Origin of the sequence: Butyrivibrio sp. XB500-5 (genome assembly GCF_003625505.1) — a bacterium.
Taxonomy (GTDB): Bacteria; Bacillota; Clostridia; order Lachnospirales; family Lachnospiraceae; genus Butyrivibrio.
The window spans coordinates 163,966-185,463 of the sequence record NZ_RAIS01000005.1 but is presented as its reverse complement, the minus strand read 5'-3'; the positions used below and the strand labels follow the sequence as shown (position 1 = coordinate 185,463).

At 44.2% G+C, this 21,498-nt stretch carries 20 protein-coding genes; 17 read left to right on the top strand and 3 right to left on the bottom strand.

Annotated features, from left to right (window positions below):
* Positions 1-74: 74 nt before the first annotated feature.
* The 11 genes from D6856_RS10420 (at position 75) to D6856_RS10370 (ending at position 12,491) form a co-directional block, all read left to right on the top strand.
* A complete protein-coding gene (locus tag D6856_RS10420) occupies positions 75-1,118 on the top strand; it encodes an alpha-1,2-fucosyltransferase (RefSeq protein ID WP_120686828.1) in 1,044 nt (347 codons plus the stop codon).
* Position 1,119: 1 nt separating this feature from the next.
* Complete coding sequence (locus D6856_RS10415; protein WP_243114076.1) at positions 1,120-1,881, top strand: DUF5672 family protein; 762 nt, start codon at positions 1,120-1,122, stop codon at positions 1,879-1,881.
* Positions 1,878-2,921 carry a glycosyltransferase family 2 protein gene (locus D6856_RS10410; protein ID WP_120686827.1) on the top strand — a complete coding sequence of 348 codons (1,044 nt, stop codon included), beginning with the start codon at positions 1,878-1,880 and terminating at the stop codon, positions 2,919-2,921. The genes D6856_RS10415 and D6856_RS10410 overlap by 4 nt, the downstream gene beginning before the upstream one ends.
* 10 nt (positions 2,922-2,931) lie before the next feature.
* The gene (locus D6856_RS10405) at positions 2,932-3,894 is read left to right on the top strand and encodes a glycosyl transferase GT17 family protein (protein ID WP_120686826.1); all 963 of its coding nucleotides are present in this window, start codon (positions 2,932-2,934) and stop codon (positions 3,892-3,894) included.
* Positions 3,881-5,056, top strand: coding sequence for a hypothetical protein (locus tag D6856_RS10400; RefSeq protein ID WP_120686825.1), 1,176 nt, complete (start codon positions 3,881-3,883; stop codon positions 5,054-5,056). The genes D6856_RS10405 and D6856_RS10400 overlap by 14 nt, the downstream gene beginning before the upstream one ends.
* A 26-nt stretch (positions 5,057-5,082) precedes the next feature.
* Positions 5,083-6,507: a DUF3329 domain-containing protein gene (locus D6856_RS10395; RefSeq protein ID WP_120686824.1), complete on the top strand. Its 1,425-nt coding sequence runs from the start codon at positions 5,083-5,085 to the stop codon at positions 6,505-6,507.
* Positions 6,504-7,493, top strand: coding sequence for a glycosyltransferase family 2 protein (locus D6856_RS10390; protein WP_158588911.1), 990 nt, complete (start codon positions 6,504-6,506; stop codon positions 7,491-7,493). The genes D6856_RS10395 and D6856_RS10390 overlap by 4 nt, the downstream gene beginning before the upstream one ends.
* Positions 7,494-7,547: 54 nt before the next feature.
* On the top strand, positions 7,548-8,732 hold the full coding sequence (locus tag D6856_RS10385; protein WP_120686822.1) for a polysaccharide pyruvyl transferase family protein: 1,185 nt from the start codon (positions 7,548-7,550) through the stop codon (positions 8,730-8,732).
* Positions 8,729-9,658 carry an alpha-1,2-fucosyltransferase gene (locus D6856_RS10380; protein WP_120686821.1) on the top strand — a complete coding sequence of 310 codons (930 nt, stop codon included), beginning with the start codon at positions 8,729-8,731 and terminating at the stop codon, positions 9,656-9,658. Before D6856_RS10385 ends, D6856_RS10380 begins: the two co-directional genes overlap by 4 nt.
* Positions 9,658-11,223, top strand: coding sequence for a lipopolysaccharide biosynthesis protein (locus tag D6856_RS10375; protein ID WP_120686820.1), 1,566 nt, complete (start codon positions 9,658-9,660; stop codon positions 11,221-11,223). The genes D6856_RS10380 and D6856_RS10375 overlap by 1 nt, the downstream gene beginning before the upstream one ends.
* A 92-nt stretch (positions 11,224-11,315) precedes the next feature.
* Positions 11,316-12,491, top strand: coding sequence for a glycoside hydrolase family 88 protein (locus D6856_RS10370; protein WP_158588910.1), 1,176 nt, complete (start codon positions 11,316-11,318; stop codon positions 12,489-12,491).
* A gap of 96 nt (positions 12,492-12,587) precedes the next feature.
* Here D6856_RS10370 and D6856_RS10365 read toward each other — a convergent pair whose 3' ends face one another.
* Together D6856_RS10365 and D6856_RS10360 are read right to left on the bottom strand one after the other, a co-directional pair.
* A complete protein-coding gene (locus tag D6856_RS10365; protein ID WP_092245455.1) occupies positions 12,588-12,845 on the bottom strand; it encodes a hypothetical protein in 258 nt (85 codons plus the stop codon).
* A gap of 97 nt (positions 12,846-12,942) precedes the next feature.
* Positions 12,943-14,958 (bottom strand): carbohydrate-binding domain-containing protein, encoded by a 2,016-nt coding sequence (locus tag D6856_RS10360; protein WP_120686818.1) that lies wholly within the window; start codon positions 14,956-14,958, stop codon positions 12,943-12,945.
* A gap of 292 nt (positions 14,959-15,250) precedes the next feature.
* Between D6856_RS10360 and D6856_RS10355 the strand changes: the two genes are divergently transcribed.
* The 4 genes from D6856_RS10355 to D6856_RS10340 all read left to right on the top strand — a co-directional run bounded on the left by D6856_RS10355 (position 15,251) and on the right by D6856_RS10340 (position 17,484).
* Entirely contained in the window at positions 15,251-15,715 is a 465-nt protein-coding gene (locus tag D6856_RS10355) for an Hsp20/alpha crystallin family protein (RefSeq protein WP_120658606.1), read from the top strand.
* A 181-nt stretch (positions 15,716-15,896) separates the two neighbouring features.
* A complete protein-coding gene (locus tag D6856_RS10350) occupies positions 15,897-16,097 on the top strand; it encodes a hypothetical protein (protein WP_092245446.1) in 201 nt (66 codons plus the stop codon).
* Entirely contained in the window at positions 16,084-16,866 is a 783-nt protein-coding gene (locus D6856_RS10345; protein WP_120686817.1) for a mechanosensitive ion channel family protein, read from the top strand. The genes D6856_RS10350 and D6856_RS10345 overlap by 14 nt, the downstream gene beginning before the upstream one ends.
* A gap of 12 nt (positions 16,867-16,878) precedes the next feature.
* Positions 16,879-17,484, top strand: coding sequence for a thymidine kinase (locus D6856_RS10340; RefSeq protein ID WP_120686816.1), 606 nt, complete (start codon positions 16,879-16,881; stop codon positions 17,482-17,484).
* Between the two features lie 78 nt (positions 17,485-17,562).
* Here the strand turns inward: D6856_RS10340 and D6856_RS10335 are convergent, their stop codons facing one another.
* Positions 17,563-18,633: a hypothetical protein gene (locus tag D6856_RS10335; protein ID WP_120686815.1), complete on the bottom strand. Its 1,071-nt coding sequence runs from the start codon at positions 18,631-18,633 to the stop codon at positions 17,563-17,565.
* Between the two features lie 802 nt (positions 18,634-19,435).
* Here D6856_RS10335 and D6856_RS10330 point away from each other — a divergent pair.
* Both D6856_RS10330 and D6856_RS10325 read left to right on the top strand, forming a co-directional pair.
* Positions 19,436-20,788: an SLC13 family permease gene (locus D6856_RS10330; RefSeq protein WP_120686814.1), complete on the top strand. Its 1,353-nt coding sequence runs from the start codon at positions 19,436-19,438 to the stop codon at positions 20,786-20,788.
* A 62-nt stretch (positions 20,789-20,850) separates the two neighbouring features.
* Positions 20,851-21,450, top strand: a complete 600-nt coding sequence (locus D6856_RS10325; RefSeq protein WP_120686813.1) for a cytidylate kinase-like family protein — start codon at positions 20,851-20,853, stop codon at positions 21,448-21,450.
* Positions 21,451-21,498 lie beyond the last annotated feature (48 nt).

Sequence of the window (21,498 nt, the reverse complement as noted above, 5' to 3'; positions counted from 1 at the left end):
CGGGGTCCCGCTCCTTCTTTACTCTGATTATAGCATATATTAATTGATATTCAACAGGTAATTGTGGAGTACTTATGATAGGAACAGAGTTTATTCCGGGATACGGTCTCGGCAATCAATTATTTTTTTATATAGTTACTCGTTGCATGGCGGCTGATAAAGGCGTCGATTTTGGCTTTATTAATCCCGGCCAGGTGGGCAATGTCTTTCATTCTCAGAAGGGCATGTACTTCATGGACATTGACATGGGAACCGAGATACCTGCGGAAGATAAGGATAAATACACAATCTTCAATGAGCAGGACGATCGCCTCTACATGGGTAATTCAAGGCACGATATGAATAACGGCTGTTATATTAGCGGGCCGGATCCAAAGCTGTTCGATATCAGCGACAACACTCTTATCTACGGTAACCTTCAGGACGAGAGTTATTTCGAGAGATACAGGGACAAGATCAAGGACTGGCTCAAGGTTAAGCCCGAAGCGGAGTCCTATGAATATACGGCGGATGACCTCTGCATCATCAATATCAGAGGCGGCGAGTACACCAACCATCCGGAGCTCTACCTCGACAGGAAGTACTTCTTAAACGCGATAGAGCATATGAAGAAGATCAACAAGGACATGAGATTCATGGTTGTGACCGAGGATGAAGAGGCCGCAAGGAAAATACTTCCCGAGTACGAGTGTCACCACTTCGACATGGGTAAGGATTATGTGACGATCAAGAACGCCAGATATCTGATCCTATCTAATTCATCCTTCTCGATCATGCCGGTCCTTTCAAGCACAGAGCTTAAGTATGCGATAGCTCCAAAGTACTGGGCAAGACACAATATCTCGGACGGCTTCTGGTCTTCCGAGCAGAACATATACAGCTTCTTACATTATCAGGACAGAAAAGGCAGGATCTTTGAAGCCGACGAGTGTAGGAAAGAACTCGAGGAATATAAAAAGAGATCGAGACTTTATGCGCGCAGGAATATAAAGCCCGGCAAGGTAGGAGTTTTTTTCCAGGTGATCAGAAGAAAATGCTTGTACGGAGTCTTTTACCTTAAGAAGATCGTGCGCAGTCTGGAGAAGAGAGTAGGGATTATCAAGAGGTTTGAGTATTAAGATGGAGAAAAAGATAAAGCTCCCGCAGGTTACGTTATGTGCCTTGACGAGTGTCAACGTCTACGAGACGGTACAGGCGCTTAAGTACAGCATGAGGGAGATCGAGTTCGGAGATGTCGTTCTGGTGTCGGATAAAAAGCCTTTTTATCTTCCGAAGAACATCAGATTCAGCTATACAGATAGGCTCGACAGCATCGACAAATTCAATTACAAAATGGTCTATGAGCTTAAAGACCACATAAATACAGATTTCGTACTGCTCGTTCACGCGGATGGATTTGTCATTCATCCCGAGAATTGGAACGATGAGTTTCTTAACTACGATTACATCGGTTCACCGTGGCCGCTTCCCAAGAACGACTACGCGTACAGAGACAGTAAGGGCAATATCTGCAGAGTCGGAAACAGCGTTTCGATAAGGTCCAAAAGACTGCTTGAGTTCCCGGCAAAGCACAACCTTCCGTGGGTCAGAGTTGACGACGGATTCTACAATGAAGATATTTTTATCTGCTGCCATTCCAAGAATGCAATGGAAGAAGAGGGCATAAAGTGGGCGCCTTTTGAGCTTGCGCTTAAGTTTGGAAGAGAGCATCCGCTTCCCGAAAATAAGGGAGTTGAGCCATTTATCTTCCACAAATGGTGGGGCGAGAACGCAGATTACCCAAGGTTCTACAGCCCTAAAAAGAGATTTAAGATGGCGGTCAGACCTTTTCTTTTCTGGAGAAAGACCAAGAAGTGGAAAGAGGAGCATAACATCACATGATTTTTTCGATCATTGTTCCGGTGTGCAACGGGCAGGATTTCCTGAAAGAAGCCGTTGACTCCGCGCTTTGTCAAAAAGTTCATACAGGTGACTCGTTTGAGATCATCCTTGTTGAGAACGGTTCAACCGACAACACACCGAGGATCTGTGATGAGTATGCGGCATCCCATGACAATGTAAGCGTCATTCATGAGGGCAGGATCGGACTTTATCAGGCAAGGCAGGAAGGTATCAAGATTTCCAAGGGCGACTATATTCTTGCGCTTGATGCAGATGATAAGTTAAAAGAGGATTTGCTGGAAACGCTCGGTGATGTGATAAGAGGCTATGCAGGTCCTGATGATCTGACAAAAGCACCCGATCTTATTTTCTACAACGCAGCCGATATGGATAAGCCCGGCAGTAAGCTAAGAGACTTCCCTTTTGAGGAAGGCAGGCTCTATTCGGGCGCTGATAAGAAAGCATTTAAAGAGCTGGTCATAAAGGGCGATAAACTAAACGCCATGTGGATCAAGTGCATCCGCAAAGACATAGCTTTTATTGATAACAGGATCGAGGGGCTCAACTACGGCGAAGACCTTTATCAGACTGCTGAGTACGTAGACAGGGCTACCGGAATAGCCTATATAGACAAGGTTTTGTATCTGTACAGAAAGAGCGGCGTAAGTCTCACCGCAAGCTATAACAAGGCATTTCTTGATAATCAGAAGATCGTCTGGAGAAAGGTCGATGAGCTTACCGCAAAGTGGCAGGAGGATGATTCCCCGCTCAATGAGAGAAAGGCTCTTACCTGCGCTATCGCGGCGGTAAGGATAGTTTATTCGGCGCTTTCCGTAATGGATAAGAAAGCCAAGCTAAAAGAGCTTTTTAAAGATGCTTTTTACAAGAAATATTCGCGCTTCGATCTTCCGGAGTGGGCGCCCATCGAGGATATAAACATGCACGAGAAGGCAATCGGAGGTGGCGCCGGAGCTATTATCAAGCTACTTGCGGAAGCGGTTAAACATGACATCAAAGCAGCCGTGAAGAAGCGAATCTAAAGAGGATATTATGGTATACGATCTCATACCTTTTTTTAACGAACTGGATATTTTAAAGCTGAGGCTCGGAGTGCTTGAACCTTACGTGGACCGCTTTATCATCGAAGAGTCCACGATGACTTTTTCGGGCGAAGAGAAAGAGCTTTGCTTTGAGAAGAACAAAGAGCTTTTTAAGGATCATCTTGATAAGATCACATATATAGTTGTTGACGATACTCCCGTTGAGGCCAAGTCTCACGAGAGAGATTATTTCCAAAAGAACAGGCTCATAGAAGGCCTTAAACAGGTCGGGGCTACTGAGGATGATGTGATCATCTTCGGAGATGTTGATGAGATCCCCAATCCCGAGGTTCTTACTCAGATAATAGATAACTTTGATAAAAACAAGGTCTATCACCTTGCACAGAGAAACTTCTACGTATACATGAACAACGAGGAGAAGTCAGGAACTCTCAAGTCTATCACGGGTGAGTTTCCGGATGTCCCTCAATCCGATAGAAAGTGGCTCGGAACAAAGATCACTTCGATGAAGAATATTCCTGAGGAGGGAATCGTAAGACTCCGCGACCTCATTTCCGTTACCGATGAACGATCTGTCAGAGTGGCTGACGGCGGTTGGCATTTCGGATATATGGGAGGCTACAAGGAAAGCAATCCCGCCAAGAGGATCGGAGTTAAGGTAAAGGCTGCGGCGCATCAGGAGTACAACGACAGAGAAGTTCTTGCAGAGACAATGGACCATCTTGTTCTCGGACAGGACATCTTTGGAAGAAATGCTAGATTCGAGCGCGGAGAAGTGGATGATACTTATCCAAAGTATCTCCTTGAACACCTTGATGAATACAGACACCTTGTGATGCCTAAGATCACGGCATTTTCCAAGGCTTATCATTATATTGATATCACGGCCGGAAGATTTATGAGAAAGGCCATACACAAAATAAAGAGGATGATCGGACTTGAGCGAAGATAAGCGAACCAAGCTGAGCAATTTAATATTTTATATCGCACTCACGATTGAGCTTGTCCTTATGATCGCGGAAAAGAGCGAGATAAGCTTACATGACTGTGAGAGCATGGTCTTCAAATGTACCTTTGCGCTGACGGTCCTGGCTGTCATCATCATGAAGCATGGAAAGCGCGAATGGATAGCGATCGGCGTCATTGCGGCGTTTACATTTATCTGCTGGAGGTTTTTCTCCGGTAAGAATGAGCTTCTTAGATTTTCAATGTTTATGATAGCTGCAAGAGATATAGATCTAAAGAAAGTGATGAAATATATCTTTTACGTGTCACTTGCGGGCTTTGCGCTGATAGCTCTTTTGTCTGTTGTCGGGGTACTCGGCAACATCTATATGATAACTGACTACGGAAGAGATAATGCGCAGGAACTTAGATACGTATTTGGATTCGGACATCCCAACACGCTCTACGGCTGTGTTTTTGCACTAAGTGCAATGTGGATGTGGATCTACGGTCAGAAATCGAGAATTATAAGCTGGCTGCTTGTTTTAGCTTTTAATGTAGCAATATGTCTTTTGTCCAAGTCCAAGACCGCACTTGCGATATGTATCATCATGTTCGCGACGGGACTTTTGGTTCGATATTGGAATAAGATCGCAGAATGTAGGATAATATATATATTAACAGCACTTGTGACACCGGTATTCTGCGTGGCGTTCTCTGTTTGGTCTGCGTGCGTAAGCTACATACCAAGATATCATCAGGAGATGAAGTGCCACGATTTCATCTGGAGGATCGATGAACTTCTGACAAACAGGATTCACGATCTCTACAGAGGAAATGAGAGGCACGCCGGTGCGATCGAAACCTGGAAGCTTTTCTCTGACAAGATGAGCGAAGAGACTTTCGACATGGGCTGGGTAAGGCTTTTTTACTGGTATGGAATAATACCGGCCGTTATCATAAGCCTTTTGGTGATCTTGCTTATTTACATCTGCTATAAGAAAAAAGATGCAATGACATTGGTGATCATCTTATCACTTTCGATCTACACTGTCGTTGAAGCAACATTTGTATCCAGATTTATCGGACGTTTATTTATATTCCCGATTGCTGCGGTATATCTTTGGGAGTTCTTTTCCCGGGATAAGATAAAAGAAGAACGATCATAAGATCGTAGACAGAAAAGGAGCACAAGATGCCTGATAAAAACACAAAGAAAATTTTTTACGGACTGGTATTTTTGGCTTTTCTTTCCGTTACCGTTTTTTGCTTTTTAACACCGGCCATGTCCGATGATCTTTTTTACGGACATACCGTCATGGGAGCCAATAACTTTTTTGATTTATTCGTACAAGAATATGAGCATTACATGACACACACAGGTAGGAGTGTGGCTCATATCATACTTAGGATCTTTTTGTATATCGGATCAAAGGGGCTCTTTAACGTCGTTGCCGGAGTCGTGTTTACGATCCAGACACTCCTTATATATGCCAATATCGACAACAGGAAAAAGTACGACATCAGAATGTACTCTCTTGTGATCCTGTTTTTGTGGTTTTTTGACGCCACGATGAGTGATTCGGTATTTTGGGAGACGGGCGCGTGCAATTATCTGTTTACCACAACGATAATGCTTGCGTTTATAACAATTTACAGGAAAAAGCTGTTGCTGGGACTTCAGGAAAAACCGATCACTGCTGTAGGCATGTTCTTTTTGGGACTTATCTCCGGATGGTGCAATGAAAATACATCGGGAGGTGTGATCCTCTTTCTTCTGATACTTCTCTATCTCAAATACAGAGAAAATAAGAACTTCAGCTTTGTAAAACCATGGATGATCACGGGACTTGTAGGATGTATCATAGGTCTGGGATTTCTTGTGCTTGCGCCCGGTAATTCAAGCAGGGCAGAGCAAACTGTCGAAAGCGATGCTCATACCGGAATTACTGCAATGGCGGCGAGATTCCTTAAGATCACGATTAATATCGAAGACCATTATCTTATTCTTACTTTGATGTTTGCTGTGCTTTTGGTGGTTATCGCTTATATGATGGCTTCTAAGAGTAAGTTTCTTGAGATGACAGGATACATGAGACTTATGGGATTTATCGCCCTTGTGACGGTATATGTGCTTGTTGCGGTTCCCAGAACTCCTGAGCTTAGAACGTTCTACGGTGCAAGTATCTTTTTGATGATAGCTGTACTAAATGGGATCGCAGTTGTAGCTAACACGGTCATGCTTGATAGCAGCGACACGATCCCGCAGGGATTAATGCAGGCATTTATCACATCCTGCACTGTTGTCATGGGTATACTACTTTTATTTACTTATATCAAGCAGGGCGCTAACCTTGCAAGGATCAAAAGAGAGTTTGATGAAAGAGATACGTATTTCGCAGAGTGCGCAGAGAGAGGCGAAGAAGAAATAACAGCGCCGCTACTTAGACCCGGTTGGGAAAACAGGTTTAGTAAGGCTTATGAATCGGATATCTCGGATGTTCCTTTTGACCCCGAGAATCCTAATGATCCTGTGCGCTGGATCAATAAAGCCTATGAGGACTATTACGAGATCGATACAATAGACGGCGTATCAAGAGAAGGCTGGGATAAATATTGACAGATAACAACGAAAAGCTTGTGAGCATAATAATCCCTGTTTATCAGGCAAAAGACACACTGCGTGAGTGTGTCTTATCTTGTTTGAACCAAAAGGAAGTAAATGCGAGCGAGTTTGAAATTATTCTTATAGATGACGGTTCCACGGACGGAAGCGATAAAGTTTGCGATGAACTTGCAAGCGAATATGAGGGCAAGGTTTTTGCTTATCATATAAAAAACGGCGGTGTCTCCAATGCAAGGAATCTCGGCATGGAGAAGGCAACGGGAAGATATATCGCATTTGTCGATGCCGATGACAAGGTTTTGGATGAATATCTCGAAAATATGCTGCGTGTCCTGGACGATGCCACTGTTTTGGTAGATGAGATCGGAACAGGCATCGGAGCAGGCAAGCTAAGCGGCTATCAGTATTTGGAGAATTATCTTATAACAGGTAATTCCCACGTCTGGGGAAAGCTCTTTTTACGAAAGACAATCAGCGATGAGAACATCAGATTTAAGGATGGTCTCACAATCGGAGAGGATCTTCTTTTTCTCATGGATATAGCTCTTTCTCAGGGAAAAGAGCATACGATAAAATGCATAGATAAAGCGGATTATATTTATACCGACAATGAAAACGGCGCGATGAAGACCGCATTTAAAGAAAGCTTTTTAGACCAGCTCACCTGTTGGAAGCTTGCGGAGGAGAGGCTGATAAGCGCAGGTAAATACGTTTCGAGATATGCTCATGTAAGCCTCGGAGTATCGATGGTTTTGACGGCACTTCTTGTTGTCGGAAAGGTTGCGATGCTGGATGAAAAAGAGCGCGACAACGACCTATCAAGACTTGCGATAGATGAATCCAAGAAACAGATACTTCACGCACTTAAGATAAGAGGCGTGTTCGCAGGGCTTTCAATGGGACACAAGCTTAAGGTGATGATCTTTAGGATCAGCCCGAACCTGTATCTTAAGCTGTATGGAAATTATAAGCGCGGCTAAAGTGCGTACGAACCGGGCACAGACAATATTTTAGATAAAGGGTATGAACGGAATATGGATATAAACGTAAACAGACCTATAGTTTTATACATGCATGCGGGAAGCGGAAACCACGGCTGCGAAGCGATCGCAAACACGACGGTTAAGATGATCGCGGAAAAGAGAAGGCAGGAAGGCGTTTCAACTAAGCTCCCTGTTTTTATCGTGACCAATTCCGCAGAGGAAGACAGAAAGTATTCCCTTGGAAAGCTTGAGAAAAAGGGACTTTGCACGATCGTTGAAGAAAATCACATCGACAGACACTTTTTTGACCACCTCATATACTATATTTACAGAAAGCTTTCGGGCGATGAGGAGTCTTTTTTAAGATACAGGTTTAAAGATGCAGGTATCGCATTTAACGAGGCTTTGGAGAGATGTGAAGGGGAATGGGACAATACTCACAGACCGCTTGCAATCTCCATCGGCGGCGACAACTACTGTTATCCCGAGATGCTTTCTGATCTTATCCTTGCTCACAACGTCTTCATTGACAGGGGCTTTAAGACGATCCTTTGGGGCTGCTCTATAGAGCCGGATTCGCTTGAGGACAAGAACCTTTTGGATGACATGAAGGCATTCGATCTGATATACGCAAGAGAATCTATCACATACAACGCACTTAAGGCTGCGGGAATCGAGGAAGAGATCTTATTCCTTGAAGAAGATCCGGCCTTTAAGCTTGATACCAAGGAGCCCAAGGAAAAAGAGGGCTTTGTACCCGGAAAGACCATCGGCATTAACTTAAGTCCAATGGTGCAGGATAGGGAGAGTACGCCCGGTATCACAATGAAGAATTACACGAATTTCATTGACCATGTGCTTAAAGAGACAGACCTTAACATTGCGCTTATTCCGCATGTTGTATGGCCTACAAACGACGACAGGAAGCCGCTTTCGGAGCTCTTTTCCCTGTATAAGGATACGGGTAGAGTTGTGATGATTGACGATTGTTCCGCTGAGGAGCTTAAGGGCTACATTTCAAAGTGCTGCTTCTTTATAGGGGCGAGAACGCACAGCACGATCGCGGCGTACAGCAGCAAGGTTCCGACGCTTGTAATCGGCTATTCCGTTAAGAGCAGGGGCATTGCGACTGATCTTTTCGGCACGTATGAGAACTACGTTCTTCCTGTACAGGAGCTGAAAGAGGAAGATTCGCTTATTAAGGCTTATGAATTTTTGAAAGAGAGATTGGCATGATAATCATTCAGATTGCGGGCGGTCTGGGCAACCAGATGCAGCAGTATTCTTTATACAGAAAGCTTGTTGAGATGGGCAAGGAGGTTAAGCTTGACCTGTCTTGGTTCGCCGAGGACATTCAGAAGAACATGCTTGCAAAAAGAGAATTCGAGCTCTCTTTATTTGAAGGCCTTCCGTATGAGATCTGCACGGATGAAGAGAGGGAGCGCTTTTTAAAGCAAGGTCTTTTGTCCAAGGTTATAGGAAAGATTTTCAAGAAGCTTGGAATATGGGAGTCATCCAATCCCAAGGTTTTCGAAGAGAGTAAGATGTACCATGATGAGATCTTTGATCTCGACGATAAGTACATCACGGGCTACTTCGCTTGCCAGAAGTATTACGGCGATATTATGCCGGGACTTAGGAAATTATTTGTTTTTCCTAAGAGTGAGAATGCTGAGCTTGAGAAGAAAAACAGCGAGCTTGCGAAAAAGATGGATGACGAAAACAGCGTGAGCGTCCATATAAGGCGCGGCGATTATCTCGATCCGTCCAACTTTGCGATACTTGGAAACATCGCGACGGACGAGTATTATAAAGGCGCGATGGAATATTTTGAAAAAAAATATCCGGATGTTCATTTCTATATTTTTACAAGTGACCATGAGTACGCAAGGGAGCACTACAGCGATGAGAGCAAGTACACGCTGGTTGACTGGAATACAGGTAAGGACAGCATGTATGACCTTATGCTGATGAGTCACTGCAAGGGCAATATCTGTGCAAATTCAACCTTCAGCTTCTGGGGCGCAAGGCTAAGCGACAGGCAGGATCATGAAGTAATCCGAACTTATAAGATGAGAAACAATCAGCCGGTTACTCCCGAGATCATGCATGATTACTGGAAAGACTGGATACTAATGGACAACAAAGGAAACATAGTTTAATGGGAAGAGTTCAGGCAGCTAAAAAGAATATATTGTTCGGTACGGCGGGAAAGATCGCGACTTTGATCTTGCCCTTTATTCTGCGAACTCTTTTTATAGTTGATATGGACAAATATCTCGGTATTAACAACTTATACACCGAGATTCTTTCGTTCCTTAATATGGCGGAGCTGGGAATAGGAACAGCCATCAATTTCAGCCTCTACGGGCCCGTTGCCAGGGGCGAAAAAGAGAAGATAAAGTCCTATATGCAGCTGTATAAGAAGGCGTATTGCTATATTGCGCTGGTAGTGACGGTTGTGGGACTTGCCCTTGTTCCTTTTCTTGATAAGATAGTTAATCTTCCGGATAATATGTATATCCCGCATAGGGATATCATTCTCTTTTATCTGATATTTCTTTTTAATACGGTGAGTTCGTATTTTGTGGCGTACAAATACAGCCTTGCCAATGCAGAGCAAAAGAGCTACATCCAGGAGAATGCATACAACGGAACCAAGATAATATCTGTAATATTTCAGATCATCGTAGTGGTGCTCACAAAGAGTTTCTACATGTTCCTTATTACGGATGCGATAATTCAGCTCATTCAGAAAGTTATTATCTCAAGATATCTGGATAACAAGTATCCTCTTTTAAAAGAAAAAAATGTAGAGCGGCTCAGCAAGGACGAGGAAGATACCATATGGACCAAGACCAAAGCGCTTGTCCTTCATAGGGTCGGGGATGTCTTCAGACTTCAGACGGATGCCCTCATCATTTCCAAGATAATCGGAACGGACAACGTCGGATATGTGGGTCAGTACACTATGGTCGTCGGGTCTGTATCGGGTGTTGTGGATACGCTGTTTAATTCGATCACTACAAGCTTTGGAAATCTCATCGCAACAGAAAGCAAGGATAAGCAGTACAGCATGTTCAAGATATACAGGTTTGTTGCTTCTTGGATCTATGGTTTTGCAGGAGTAGGCTTCATGCTGTTGCTTTCACCGCTTATTGAAATATGGACCAAGGGCGCCAAGGGCGCTAAATGGGATACTGCATGGCTCCTTACGCCGATCGCAGTTTTTCTGTATATAACTGATTTTTATTTTAAGGGCGAGAGAAAGGTTCTTGTGAACTTCAAGACGGCTGCGGGCGTGTTTGAGCAGGATAAGTACCTTGCGCTTATTCAGGGTATTGTCAATCTCATCCTGTCGATCTGGCTTGCGATTGCATGGCGTGATATCTCGAGTATCTCAGGTATAGCCGGTGTATATGTCGGAACCGTTGTGTCGGGACTTATCGCCAATATAACCAAGCCCATCATTATTTACAAGGCATGCTTTGATAAAAGCGCGTGGAGCTATTTTGTTGACTCTTTCAAATACTTGGGATCTTTGATAGCTGTTATGGCGGCATGTTATGCTATTAAGAGACGCGTTATGCCGACGACCAACATCGTAGGATTTGTCATGATGGTTGTGATCATCACGATTATATTTAACGGAGTATATCTGCTTCTGTACGGAAGGACAGAGGAGTTTAAGTATCTCGTTGGTAAGATCAAGAACAGGAAGGCGTAAGTTTGGCGCCGGACGGCTAGAGCAAAGGAGTTTATTGGTTTTATTCTTAAGACGAAGAATGCGTTTGATATATGACTGAGGAGGCGTGTGAAATGGATAATTCTACATATTTCGAAGTCGTAAAAGTGACTGTGAATCAGCTTGAAAATATCATGAACGTGAGCATTTCAGACAGGGCAAAAGACACGGTGAAAAAGGCGCTCGGAAGAAGCGTGCGCACAAAAGATCCGCTGTTTTGGCCTGCAGGAATGCTGATGCTGGGGCTCGTTAGCGCACTTGAGTATCTTGATGCGATGAGCGATGATGAAGCGCGCGGATTGCGTAAGCGAATCGAATCCGTTATCGGCAAACATCTTGATATGTGGCTTTCAAGATACGGCGGCAAGATTGATTATATCGACGACGCGCTTTCAGGCTTTTGTTTTATCAAGATGTATGAGAGAACGCGCAACACCAAGTACAAAGATGCCGCTGACAGACTCGCGGAGTTTATAATTAAAAGCCCCAAGGATTCGGCGGGCTCAGTTATCTACAATGCATCTCGCGGGAACAAAAATATCTTCGCTGACGGAGTAGGGCAAGTAGCAATGTTCGCAGCGGAATATGCGAAAGTTTTCGGAGCTGCAGCAGATTCAGGCGAAGGCGTAGAGAGCAGGCACAAGGCAGAACAGAAAAAGTTTGTCGAAGGCATGCGTTCTGTCAAGGACAATCTTTTAAAGAATTTTTATACTTTCGGAAGAGATCCTAAGAGCGGACTTATCTATCACGCGTATGAATTACAGGAAAATGTGAGATACGTGATCGATGGTGTGAATAATGAAGAGCAGCGAAGACATACCGAGCTCTATGCAGAGAAGAAAGGTCTCATGTGCTGGGGCAGAGCCTTCGGATGGCTCATCATGGGAGCCGCAGGTGATTGGTTCAAGGAGCTTGCCTTGGCGGCATTGGATTATCAGCGCGAAGACGGCGGATGGAGCTGGCAGCTTCAGGCCGTTGACGGACACATTGACATGTCCGCTACAGGAATGATCGCATATGCACTTTCAGTGGGATTAAAGAGTGATATCTTTTCCGCAGAAGAGCAGACTAAGATAAAAGAAGCAGAGCAGAAGGCTTCAGAGTGTATGGAACATCACATCGACGGTGGCGCAGTTCTCGATGCGCTCAGCTCATGCGATGACTTCGGCGTTCACTATCAGACCTACGGCAATTATCCCTGGGGACAGGGGGCGGTTCTCGCCGCTATCTCTTTTGCCAAGGCGAACTGAATACGACGCGGTTCTCGCCACAATTTCATTGGACATAAAAAACTGCCCGGATAATTTTATCCGAGCAGTTTTATTTTGAGTTTTTTGCTGACCGATTTACTTCGCTACAGCCCATGTGATGCCGTACATCTGCTCCATGAGCTTTCTGAGCTCGTCCTTCATCTTGTCGCAGGCACTTGCTTCGTCAACGAAGTCGATCTCGCCGATGCGATCTTTTTTATCCTGGAAGAATACTGCCCAGCCGTTCTTGGTCTTGTCGAGGCAGATTCTGTTCTTGTGATGTCCGCCCACTTTGTATAATTTAGAAGGAACAAGGTGCTCCTTTAAAAATCTCTTAAGCTCTTTTGTATTCATAATATGCCTCCCCACATCTGTGAAACGCAATGTAGTTTTTAATACTACATGTAATATATCATATAACTACGTGAGGCGCAATAGCTTTTACCGGCTTTTATTCTGAATCGGAATCTGTCTTGGATTCCTTTTTAGACTCTTTTTTCGAATCCTTTTTTGAAGCATCCGTAGTAGTAGGTCCCGGGAAGTTCATCTGGAAACTCTCATGGTTGGTTGCATTTATTTTTGTGGCTTCAAGAGTACCTTCAACATCACCGCATGTAAAAGTATAAGTCTCGCCCTCGACAAGATCGGGTGAAGAGAAAATTATACTGTCACAGTTCTTTTTGAGAGTCAGCTGAGATATAAGCTTACCGCTGTTATCAATAATAGTGATGATTCCGCCTTCATTAAGGTATTCATCAAATACGTACGTAAGTGATTGCTGCGTGGAGGATTCGTCAGCAACATCAAGCATATCGGACATTCCGACTGCTGTTACAATTCCTCCTTTTATAACAAGTATTCCGCCGTCCTCGATTCCTACGTCAATTGCGGCATTACCGGAATTGGAGGGCCCGTCAATGTAAACTTCTCCGTCGGTAATAACTATATTTTTATTTGAATCTATTCCGTCTCCTTCGGAATTTACATAGACCTTACCTCCGGAGATATTTATTATAGGCTCGGCCTTTTTGCCGGATGCATTGATACCGTCATCGGTTGAGACAACACTGATATCGCCTCCGGAAATATCTATATTTATTGATTCTATACCTTCACAGCAATCTGTAATGTTGAGCTTTCCGCCTGTTACGATAAGGCTGTTATCGGCGTGAACGGCGTCATCGCTGGATGCGATCTGAATGCTTCCTCCGTTTATCACGATGCTGTTATCAGCGTGGATGCCATCATCTGCGCTGTCTATAGTGATAGAACCGTCATTTATCATGAGTGTATCACTTGCTTTGATGGCTTTTCTGCTAAGCTTTTCGGACTTCTTCGTTTTTTTCTTGGATTCTTCTGAAGAACCGGATCCGGAGGAATCCGCAGAATCTTCTGAATCATCGGAAGACATGGAGCCATCGGATTCATCGATGGTCGCATCTGCAGGAGGCTCGGGGCGCATTCCGGAATCACCGAAGTTCGCATCTGCAGGTGGTGCGGGTGGCATTCCCGAATCGCCGAAGTTTGCATTTTCGGGAGGCATAGGAGGCATTCCCGAATTACCGAAGGCGGCATCAGGACTCATCCCTGCTCCGTCAAATGTGGGTGGAGTTTCAGATTTTTTTTCTATAGAGGCGGAGCCTTGACCCGTGGTGATATTGAAGGTGCCGCCGTTTATCGTAAGATTACCGTCAGCCTGAAGTCCGTCTCCGACAGATGCCAGATCGTAATGACCCGATGTGACGATAATGTCGTTGGTTGCTTTGATACCGTTGTTGGTCGTTGTAAGATTGATGGTCGTATCCTCAAGATATAAGGAATCCCTCGCATGAATGCCGTTTCTCATATATCCGAATACATCAAGTGTACCGCCGCCTTTGAAAGAAAGATTGCATTCCGAAACGATAACGCCCTTCTTGGTAACGGGAGTATCCTTGTTTTCGGAAGTTTCGGCCGATGCTTCGTTTGTGGAGTTGTTAGTGTATGTGGCCGCTTCCAAGGCGCTTTCATATGTGCCGATCTCAGCACAAGTAATACTGTTGGTGGTCGTATCGGGAACATAGACCGTTACGTTACTTGCGGATTCAACGTAGATCGGAGCCATGTTCAAACAGCGAAGATCGACTCCGTTTAGGATCAGAGTTACTTCTTCATCAGCTGTGAAAACTCTGATCTGTCCATCATCAAGATAGCCCTCGATGCAGTAATTACCGCCTTCTGTGATCATAGCTACATTGCTGACCTGCGAAACATATTTTTTATCACAATTAACTTTCTTGCCGTTAAGAGTGATGGTTGAAGTTATTTCATAGGGAATCTGTGAATGCGGGACTGACTTGGCGTCGAAAGATCTTCCGCTCTTTGAATTCGAGGTGAAAAAGCGAAAGCAGGCAATGAATCCTGCGATAAAAAACGCCGATATGAGGATGACTACAATCGATTTTTTAAAGATGGATCTTGAGTTCATCGGTTTATTACCTTTACATGTGAGGTGGGGGTATTAGTTCTTAACCATAATTATAACAGTATGGTTCACAAAAAGACAGTAAAATATCTAACGATAAGGATGAACGGCAAATATTTTTTCGGATTCAAATTAATATTTTTTTTATAATTAAACACTTGATTTTTTGTTCTATTTGTTCTATAACATACTTGAAAAGAAAATTAGCAGCCGAGACATGAGAGTGCTAACACAACATAATCGGTTGCAACCAAACACTACAACAAAAAATTTATATAAAAAGGAGTGATGACTTATGTTGATGCCTATGTTATGGAGTAACAATAACTTATTTGATGAGATGGATGATTTCTTTAACAACAGATTCTTCGGTGACCTGTGCGATACGGGACTTATCGAGAGAAACTTCGAGCCGGCATCAGGTCTTATGAAGACTGACGTCATCGAGAAAGAAAACGGATATCAGCTCGAGGCTGAGCTGCCCGGATTCAACAAAGAAGATATCAACATCGATCTCAAGAACGAAGTCCTTACCATCAGTGCTTCTCACAATGAGAACAAGGACGAGAAGGATGAGAACGGCAAGTACATCCGCCGCGAGAGAAGAAGCTCATCTTACCAGAGATCCTTCCGTACACCCGGACTTAAGCCTGAGGATATCATAGCTCAGTACAAGAACGGTGTTCTTACGGTCAGCATCCCCAAGAAGGAAGCGATTCCCGAGAAGGAAGAAGCTGTGAAGATCGAAGTTAAGGACTGACGCGCCGGATTGAATTTAAGAATTGAATAAGAGTGAAAAGGGTCGGCAGCAACCGACCCTTTTTTTTAATGCTTCAATGATATAAAATGCTTATAAGGATTACAAATACATGTACAAAAAATATATGTATATAATGTACATGTATATAAAATGAGCAAATATCATGCGGAAACGGAGCACCATGGAAAAAGAATTCGAATACGAAGGCTACAAAGGGACCGTAAACTACGACAAAAACTGTGATTACTACACCGGTGAAGTCGTGATCGACGGGCGTATATATACATATGAGGGTGACACTCTCGAGGAACTTCGCGAAGATTTTGAAGACATTATTGATTCTATGATCGCATTTGAGGAAATGGACGATGGAGATACTTGAATACTTTCTTAAATATGCATTCCCGCTTATTCTGGCATATTTCATAAGTCTTTTGATCAACAAATATATCAGCAAGGAAAGGCTTCGCGGCAAGATACACCTTGTCTTTTTGCGAGGCATATTGATCGCTGCCATCTGGGGATTGGCCTTTTTTACGATCGCCGGAAATATTCCTTTATTTAAAAATGCGTGGAAGACATTCGCAGGATCATCAGCACTTATCGCGGCTATCTTCGGTCTTGCTGCGCAGTCGACATTATCCAATGTGTTTGCGGGAATAGCGATCTCAGCGGCGAAATCAAGGCCTTTTGATATCGGCGACAGAATAAAGATTGATAACATTGATCCCGGCTTTGTCGAGAACATCACGCTTAGACACACCGTTATCAAGACTTATCAGAACGAGATAATCTATATACCCAACTCAACAGTGGGCTCGGCGACTATTATCAACTACACGCAGGAGCAATCTTTTTCTTTTCCTATTGTGGTTTCGGTTGCTTACGGCACGGATATGCAAAAGGCGATGGACATAATGGCGGACGTTGTGGAATCACATCCGTCACATCACGGATTAAGGCCTACCGTTCTTTGCAAGAGCTGCGACGACAGCGGTGTGACGCTTCGTGTGCTTGTTGAGACAAGGGATTTCAGGGAAAATCCGAAGGCATGCTCTGACTGCCTTGTTGAGATAATGAAGCGATTTGCACAGGAAGGAATCGAGATTCCTTACAACAAGCTTGTGGTCATCAATTCGGAAGAAAATTAAAGTGGAGAAGGTATGGGAAAGTTATATTTCAGGTACGGAGCAATGGGAAGCTCCAAGACGGCAAATGCGCTGATGGTGCGCTACAACTACATCGAGAAGGGGCAAAAGTGTATTCTTTTAAAACCCAAGACCGATGACAGGGACGGCGAAAAAGTCGTTAAATCCAGAATGGGACTCAGCGCAGAGGCAACATTTGTTGAGGATTTCATTGATGAAGTAAAAAACGAGTGGTTTACCAAAAAGTCTGAAGGCTGGAAGCAGCTCGACTGCGTGATCGTGGACGAGGCGCAGTTTCTGACGGAGGAGCAGGTTGATATTTTGGCGCAGGTCGTTGATAAGTACGATCTTCCCGTTATTTGCTACGGACTGCGTACAGATTTTACGAGTCATCTTTTCCCCGGATCAAAAAGACTTATGGAAATCGCCAACTATATAGAAGAAGTTCCGACCGTGTGCTGGTGCGGGCGCCGAGCGCATTTCAATGCAAGAGTGGCCGATGGCAAGATCGTTCGCACGGGCGAGCAGGTTATGATGGGCGGAAACGAATCTTACGTATCACTTTGCAGACGCCACTTCTTAAGCGGCGAAGTTTACGGGGAAAGAGAACGCGAGCTGTGAGCGGAGCGAGGATTGCATTAAATAAGGGCGACCGCACCGAATGAATCAACGTATTTCATTCGGGCGACGCCCATTTTTTTACCTTGCTGCCAGATCGATCTGCTGAACGACTCCGGCACCGCCGCTTTCCTTCAGATATACTCCGCTTGAGCGAAGCTTCGCTGCGATGTTAAAAGAGCCGTCTCGAAGCTGATAATCTGTCATTGCGCTTCTTAAGTATATTGCGCCGACATCAGCCTGTTTCAATGAAAGAAGAGTGTCTGTTCCGTCTTCATTTCTTATCCAGACTCTTAGCTTGTTATAGATCTCGTCGTTTTCATCGATCCATCCGTTGCCGTCTTTGTCATAAGCGGAAAGATCGTTGAAACCGTTGCCGCTCTGCGTTCCGAAGAGCTCCGAGCCGTCGTTTATCTTGCCGTCATTGTTAATATCAAGGGCAAGAAATCCCGAGCCATCGGCGAGATTTGCGATTTTTTCTTCTGTTCCGTCACAGTCAAGATCGAAATAGAAGGATTGATCGCTGATCGTAGTTACATCGCTTCCGACATTGATAACGAGCGGATCAAGGAAGTTAAGCGACTGAGCGAAACTTAATCCTGCCGATTCAACGAGCTTTGATGACATGGAAAAACTGACTCCGAAATCGATGATGCGCCCATCTTCCGTGAATGCGGTTCCCGTGCCTTCAAATAAAACCTCCTCTTCTTCGATGTGACTTTGCGTCAGCGTTGTCACAGACAGCAGGCTTCCTGATTGAATAAGTCCCGACATTTTTCCGAGCATATCATTGTAGCTTGCCGACTTGCTGTCGCCGCCGAGCCTTTGCATGAACTTCAGGATCTGATCCAAAAGAGATGTCCTGATCGCCATTAACTGCTCGGCAAGAGATTGTTCGGTTGGGCTTAGCTGCGCAAATTTTGTGGGCTTTAGAGAATTGTAATTCTCGCTTTCCAGCGCTGTGCCCTCCCCGGATAATTCCGTGTTTTTCAGGGAAATCGAGTTCATTGTATCCAATGTCTTTTTTTGCTGCGCTTCCAGATTCCCTTGGAATTTTCCGTAGACTGCGATGCCGCTCGAAAACTCTGCAAGATTACTCTCGTAGTGCTTCGAAGTCGACACCAGGTTGACGTTACTTTGTGCAATTTTCATGGTTCTTACCTCCGATCGGTAGCCCTGAAGGTGCACATTTTGCGCAAAAAAAGTGAACCTTCAAAGCTGAAGATTTGATATCCTCCTTGAAGATCCATGCTTTCCGTAGCCCAATACACCGTGGCCGGAAGAAGACTTCCGGCGCGGTGATATTTCATAATATATATCGGCACGTGGCCGCGGCAAGTTAAGAGAGCAGCGTGGAAAATAAGAAAGAAGTTAAGGGATTACGGGGTGAAAAGAGAATGTGCTCACGAGCCCGTAAAAAGTAGCGGCGCAAGATAAATTAACAAGGCTGCCCACCAATATAGATGGACAGCCTCATACTTAAAAACAAAAATGGCATTAGTTAATAAATATTACAGCCTTACGCGATGATAAAACAATTCCAAAAGAAATCTTGCCAGCTCTGGGGCAACTTATTTAATAATCTCATGTATGTTCTCTCCTTTTATGCATTATATTTGTGAAATAAATATTTCATATACTTAACATTATATTACGACAAGCCCCGCCCGGTGTCAACCCGAAAAAGCAAATACCTATCAAACTCCGCCCTCCACGCTGTCAAGATATAAGACAAATCCGCCCCGCCACCGAATTATATTGGTCATCCTGCACATTGTCTATTTCTGCCTGCGGTGTTATCATGGAGGCATATTTTTTTGAAACAAGGGCGTTTCATCTAGAAAAATCAGATGGGACGCCTATCTTATGTTATACGGGACAAAAGCGTAAGTTCAAGTGAGCTTGGTGCAATTCCCGATAAGACATAAGGCTTCAGACAGCAGGAGGTTATACATTGTTAGCAGCACAGATTTTTGCCGTTATCATCTTTATCGGAATGTTCGTTATGATTGTTCTTGATAAGATTGAGAGGCACTACGTAACACTGGGAAGTGGTATTCTCACACTTACCGTCGTATTTGGAATTTGTATGGGCAATCTTAATGCCATACTCAATACACTCGCATTTAAAGATTTCTTTACAAGAGATTTCTGGTATCAGCTTGAGGAAAGCGAAAGCGCAGGTATCAACTGGGCGACCATCTTATTCATCGCCGGAATGATGGTGATGGTAGAAGGCATGGCGAAAGCGGGATTCTTCCGCTGGCTCTGCATGAAGATAGCTTTTCTTGTCAAATGCAAAACAATTCCGATTTTTATCACCTTTACTATAATGGCCGCTGTTCTTTCGATGTTCATCGACAGCATCACGGTTATCATGTTCCTTGCGGCCGTAACCGTCGAACTCGCACAGCTCCTTGATTTCAATCCTCTACCGATGATACTCTCGGAGATTTTCTGCGCCAATCTTGGCGGAAGTGCGACCATGTGCGGAGATCCCCCGAACATCATCATCGGTACTTCACTTGGTTTATCATTCTTTGATTTCCTTACAAACACTGGTATTGCAGCGGGAATAGGCCTTGTTGTGGCTATCGTTTTCCTGTACTTTGCATTCAGAAAAGAGCTTGTTTCAAAGAAAGCAGAGAAAATAGATATCAGCAAGCTCCCCGATCCTTCGGAAGCAATTACGAATAAAAAAGACTTCATTATAAGTAGTGTTATTTTCGCATGCGCGGTAATACTTCTCGTAACGCACGGCACAACTCATCTTACCGTTGCAACGATAGGGCTTTTTATCGGAGCGCTCACTCTCCTTACAGCGGGAAAGCATGCGCTTGAACTTCTCAAAAAAGTTGATTACAAGACTCTTGTCTTTTTCATCGGATTATTTATTGTCGTAAGCGGACTTGAAGAGACACAGATTCTCGATAAGATCGCTATGTTTATCGAGAGCATAAGCGGCGGAAACAAGAGACTTATGATTGCCATCATTCTCTGGGTATCCGCTATCGCCAGCGCCTTTGTGGACAACATTCCTTTTGCGGCAACGATGGTTCCCGTCATAAAGAACCTTTCAGCAGCGTCCGGAATGCCCATCACAACGCTTGCGTGGGCACTTGCTATCGGTACCGACATAGGCGGAAGCGCAACACCTATCGGAGCCTCTGCCAACGTAGTCGGAACCTCAGTTGCAGCCAAGAGCGGACACCCCGTAACATGGGGACGCTACTGTAAGAAACTTGCACCCGCAACAGTAATAATTTTGCTGGTTTCAACTATCTATCTTTTTGTAATATACTTATGATATAGGTGTCAAAAGACAGGGCGCATAAAAGCTTACATGTTGGCATCAATGGGAGGGTGATTATGTCACAGATTATTATTTCAGTCGGACGTGAATTCGGAAGCGGCGGGAGAGTTATCGCCGAGGAACTGGCTAAGAGATTTGAGCTTCCTATATACGACCGTCATCTGATCACGGAGATTGCACAGAGAATGGGGATGACAATCGATTCCGTGGAAAAATACAACGAAACCCCCAAGAATGTCTTTTTATCAAGACGGGTTAAAGGATACAGCAATTCCATCGAGGACAATATCTCCGAGATGCAGTTTGATTTTCTTGAAGATAAAGCAAAGAGCGGCGAATCCTTTGTTGTGATCGGAAGATGTTCCGAGACCAAACTCAAGAAGTATCCGGGACTAATTTCCTTCTTTATATTAGGTGACATGGATAAAAAGATCGAACGCGTCAAGGAAGTATACGAATTAAGCGAAGAGGACGCCAAGAGATTCATACTTAAGAAGGATAAAAAGAGAAAGCGTTACCACAACTATCATTGTCAGGGGAAATGGGGCGATTCGAGACTCTACGATTTTTCAATAAACAGCTCCAAGCTCGGCATCGATAAAACCGTGGATATAATTGAAGAATATATAAAGGCACGTATTGAGGAACTAGGATAAGACAGACGTTTGTTACTGAAGATCTAAATGGTGAAACAATATATAAAT

What these genes read in the sequence shown, in the direction of transcription:
- D6856_RS10340 (WP_120686816.1), top strand. Translation starts at nt 16,879, where the DNA reads ATGGGAAAGTTATATTTCAGGTACGGAGCAATGGGAAGCTCCAAGACG.
- D6856_RS10415 (WP_243114076.1), top strand. Translation starts at nt 1,120, where the DNA reads ATGGAGAAAAAGATAAAGCTCCCGCAGGTTACGTTATGTGCCTTGACG.
- D6856_RS10350 (WP_092245446.1), top strand. Translation starts at nt 15,897, where the DNA reads ATGGAAAAAGAATTCGAATACGAAGGCTACAAAGGGACCGTAAACTAC.
- D6856_RS10335 (WP_120686815.1), bottom strand. Translation starts at nt 18,633, where the DNA reads ATGAAAATTGCACAAAGTAACGTCAACCTGGTGTCGACTTCGAAGCAC.
- D6856_RS10420 (WP_120686828.1), top strand. Translation starts at nt 75, where the DNA reads ATGATAGGAACAGAGTTTATTCCGGGATACGGTCTCGGCAATCAATTA.
- D6856_RS10355 (WP_120658606.1), top strand. Translation starts at nt 15,251, where the DNA reads ATGTTGATGCCTATGTTATGGAGTAACAATAACTTATTTGATGAGATG.
- D6856_RS10385 (WP_120686822.1), top strand. Translation starts at nt 7,548, where the DNA reads ATGGATATAAACGTAAACAGACCTATAGTTTTATACATGCATGCGGGA.
- D6856_RS10395 (WP_120686824.1), top strand. Translation starts at nt 5,083, where the DNA reads ATGCCTGATAAAAACACAAAGAAAATTTTTTACGGACTGGTATTTTTG.
- D6856_RS10405 (WP_120686826.1), top strand. Translation starts at nt 2,932, where the DNA reads ATGGTATACGATCTCATACCTTTTTTTAACGAACTGGATATTTTAAAG.
- D6856_RS10325 (WP_120686813.1), top strand. Translation starts at nt 20,851, where the DNA reads ATGTCACAGATTATTATTTCAGTCGGACGTGAATTCGGAAGCGGCGGG.
- D6856_RS10370 (WP_158588910.1), top strand. Translation starts at nt 11,316, where the DNA reads ATGGATAATTCTACATATTTCGAAGTCGTAAAAGTGACTGTGAATCAG.
- D6856_RS10380 (WP_120686821.1), top strand. Translation starts at nt 8,729, where the DNA reads ATGATAATCATTCAGATTGCGGGCGGTCTGGGCAACCAGATGCAGCAG.
- D6856_RS10365 (WP_092245455.1), bottom strand. Translation starts at nt 12,845, where the DNA reads ATGAATACAAAAGAGCTTAAGAGATTTTTAAAGGAGCACCTTGTTCCT.
- D6856_RS10360 (WP_120686818.1), bottom strand. Translation starts at nt 14,958, where the DNA reads ATGAACTCAAGATCCATCTTTAAAAAATCGATTGTAGTCATCCTCATA.
- D6856_RS10410 (WP_120686827.1), top strand. Translation starts at nt 1,878, where the DNA reads ATGATTTTTTCGATCATTGTTCCGGTGTGCAACGGGCAGGATTTCCTG.
- D6856_RS10345 (WP_120686817.1), top strand. Translation starts at nt 16,084, where the DNA reads ATGGAGATACTTGAATACTTTCTTAAATATGCATTCCCGCTTATTCTG.
- D6856_RS10375 (WP_120686820.1), top strand. Translation starts at nt 9,658, where the DNA reads ATGGGAAGAGTTCAGGCAGCTAAAAAGAATATATTGTTCGGTACGGCG.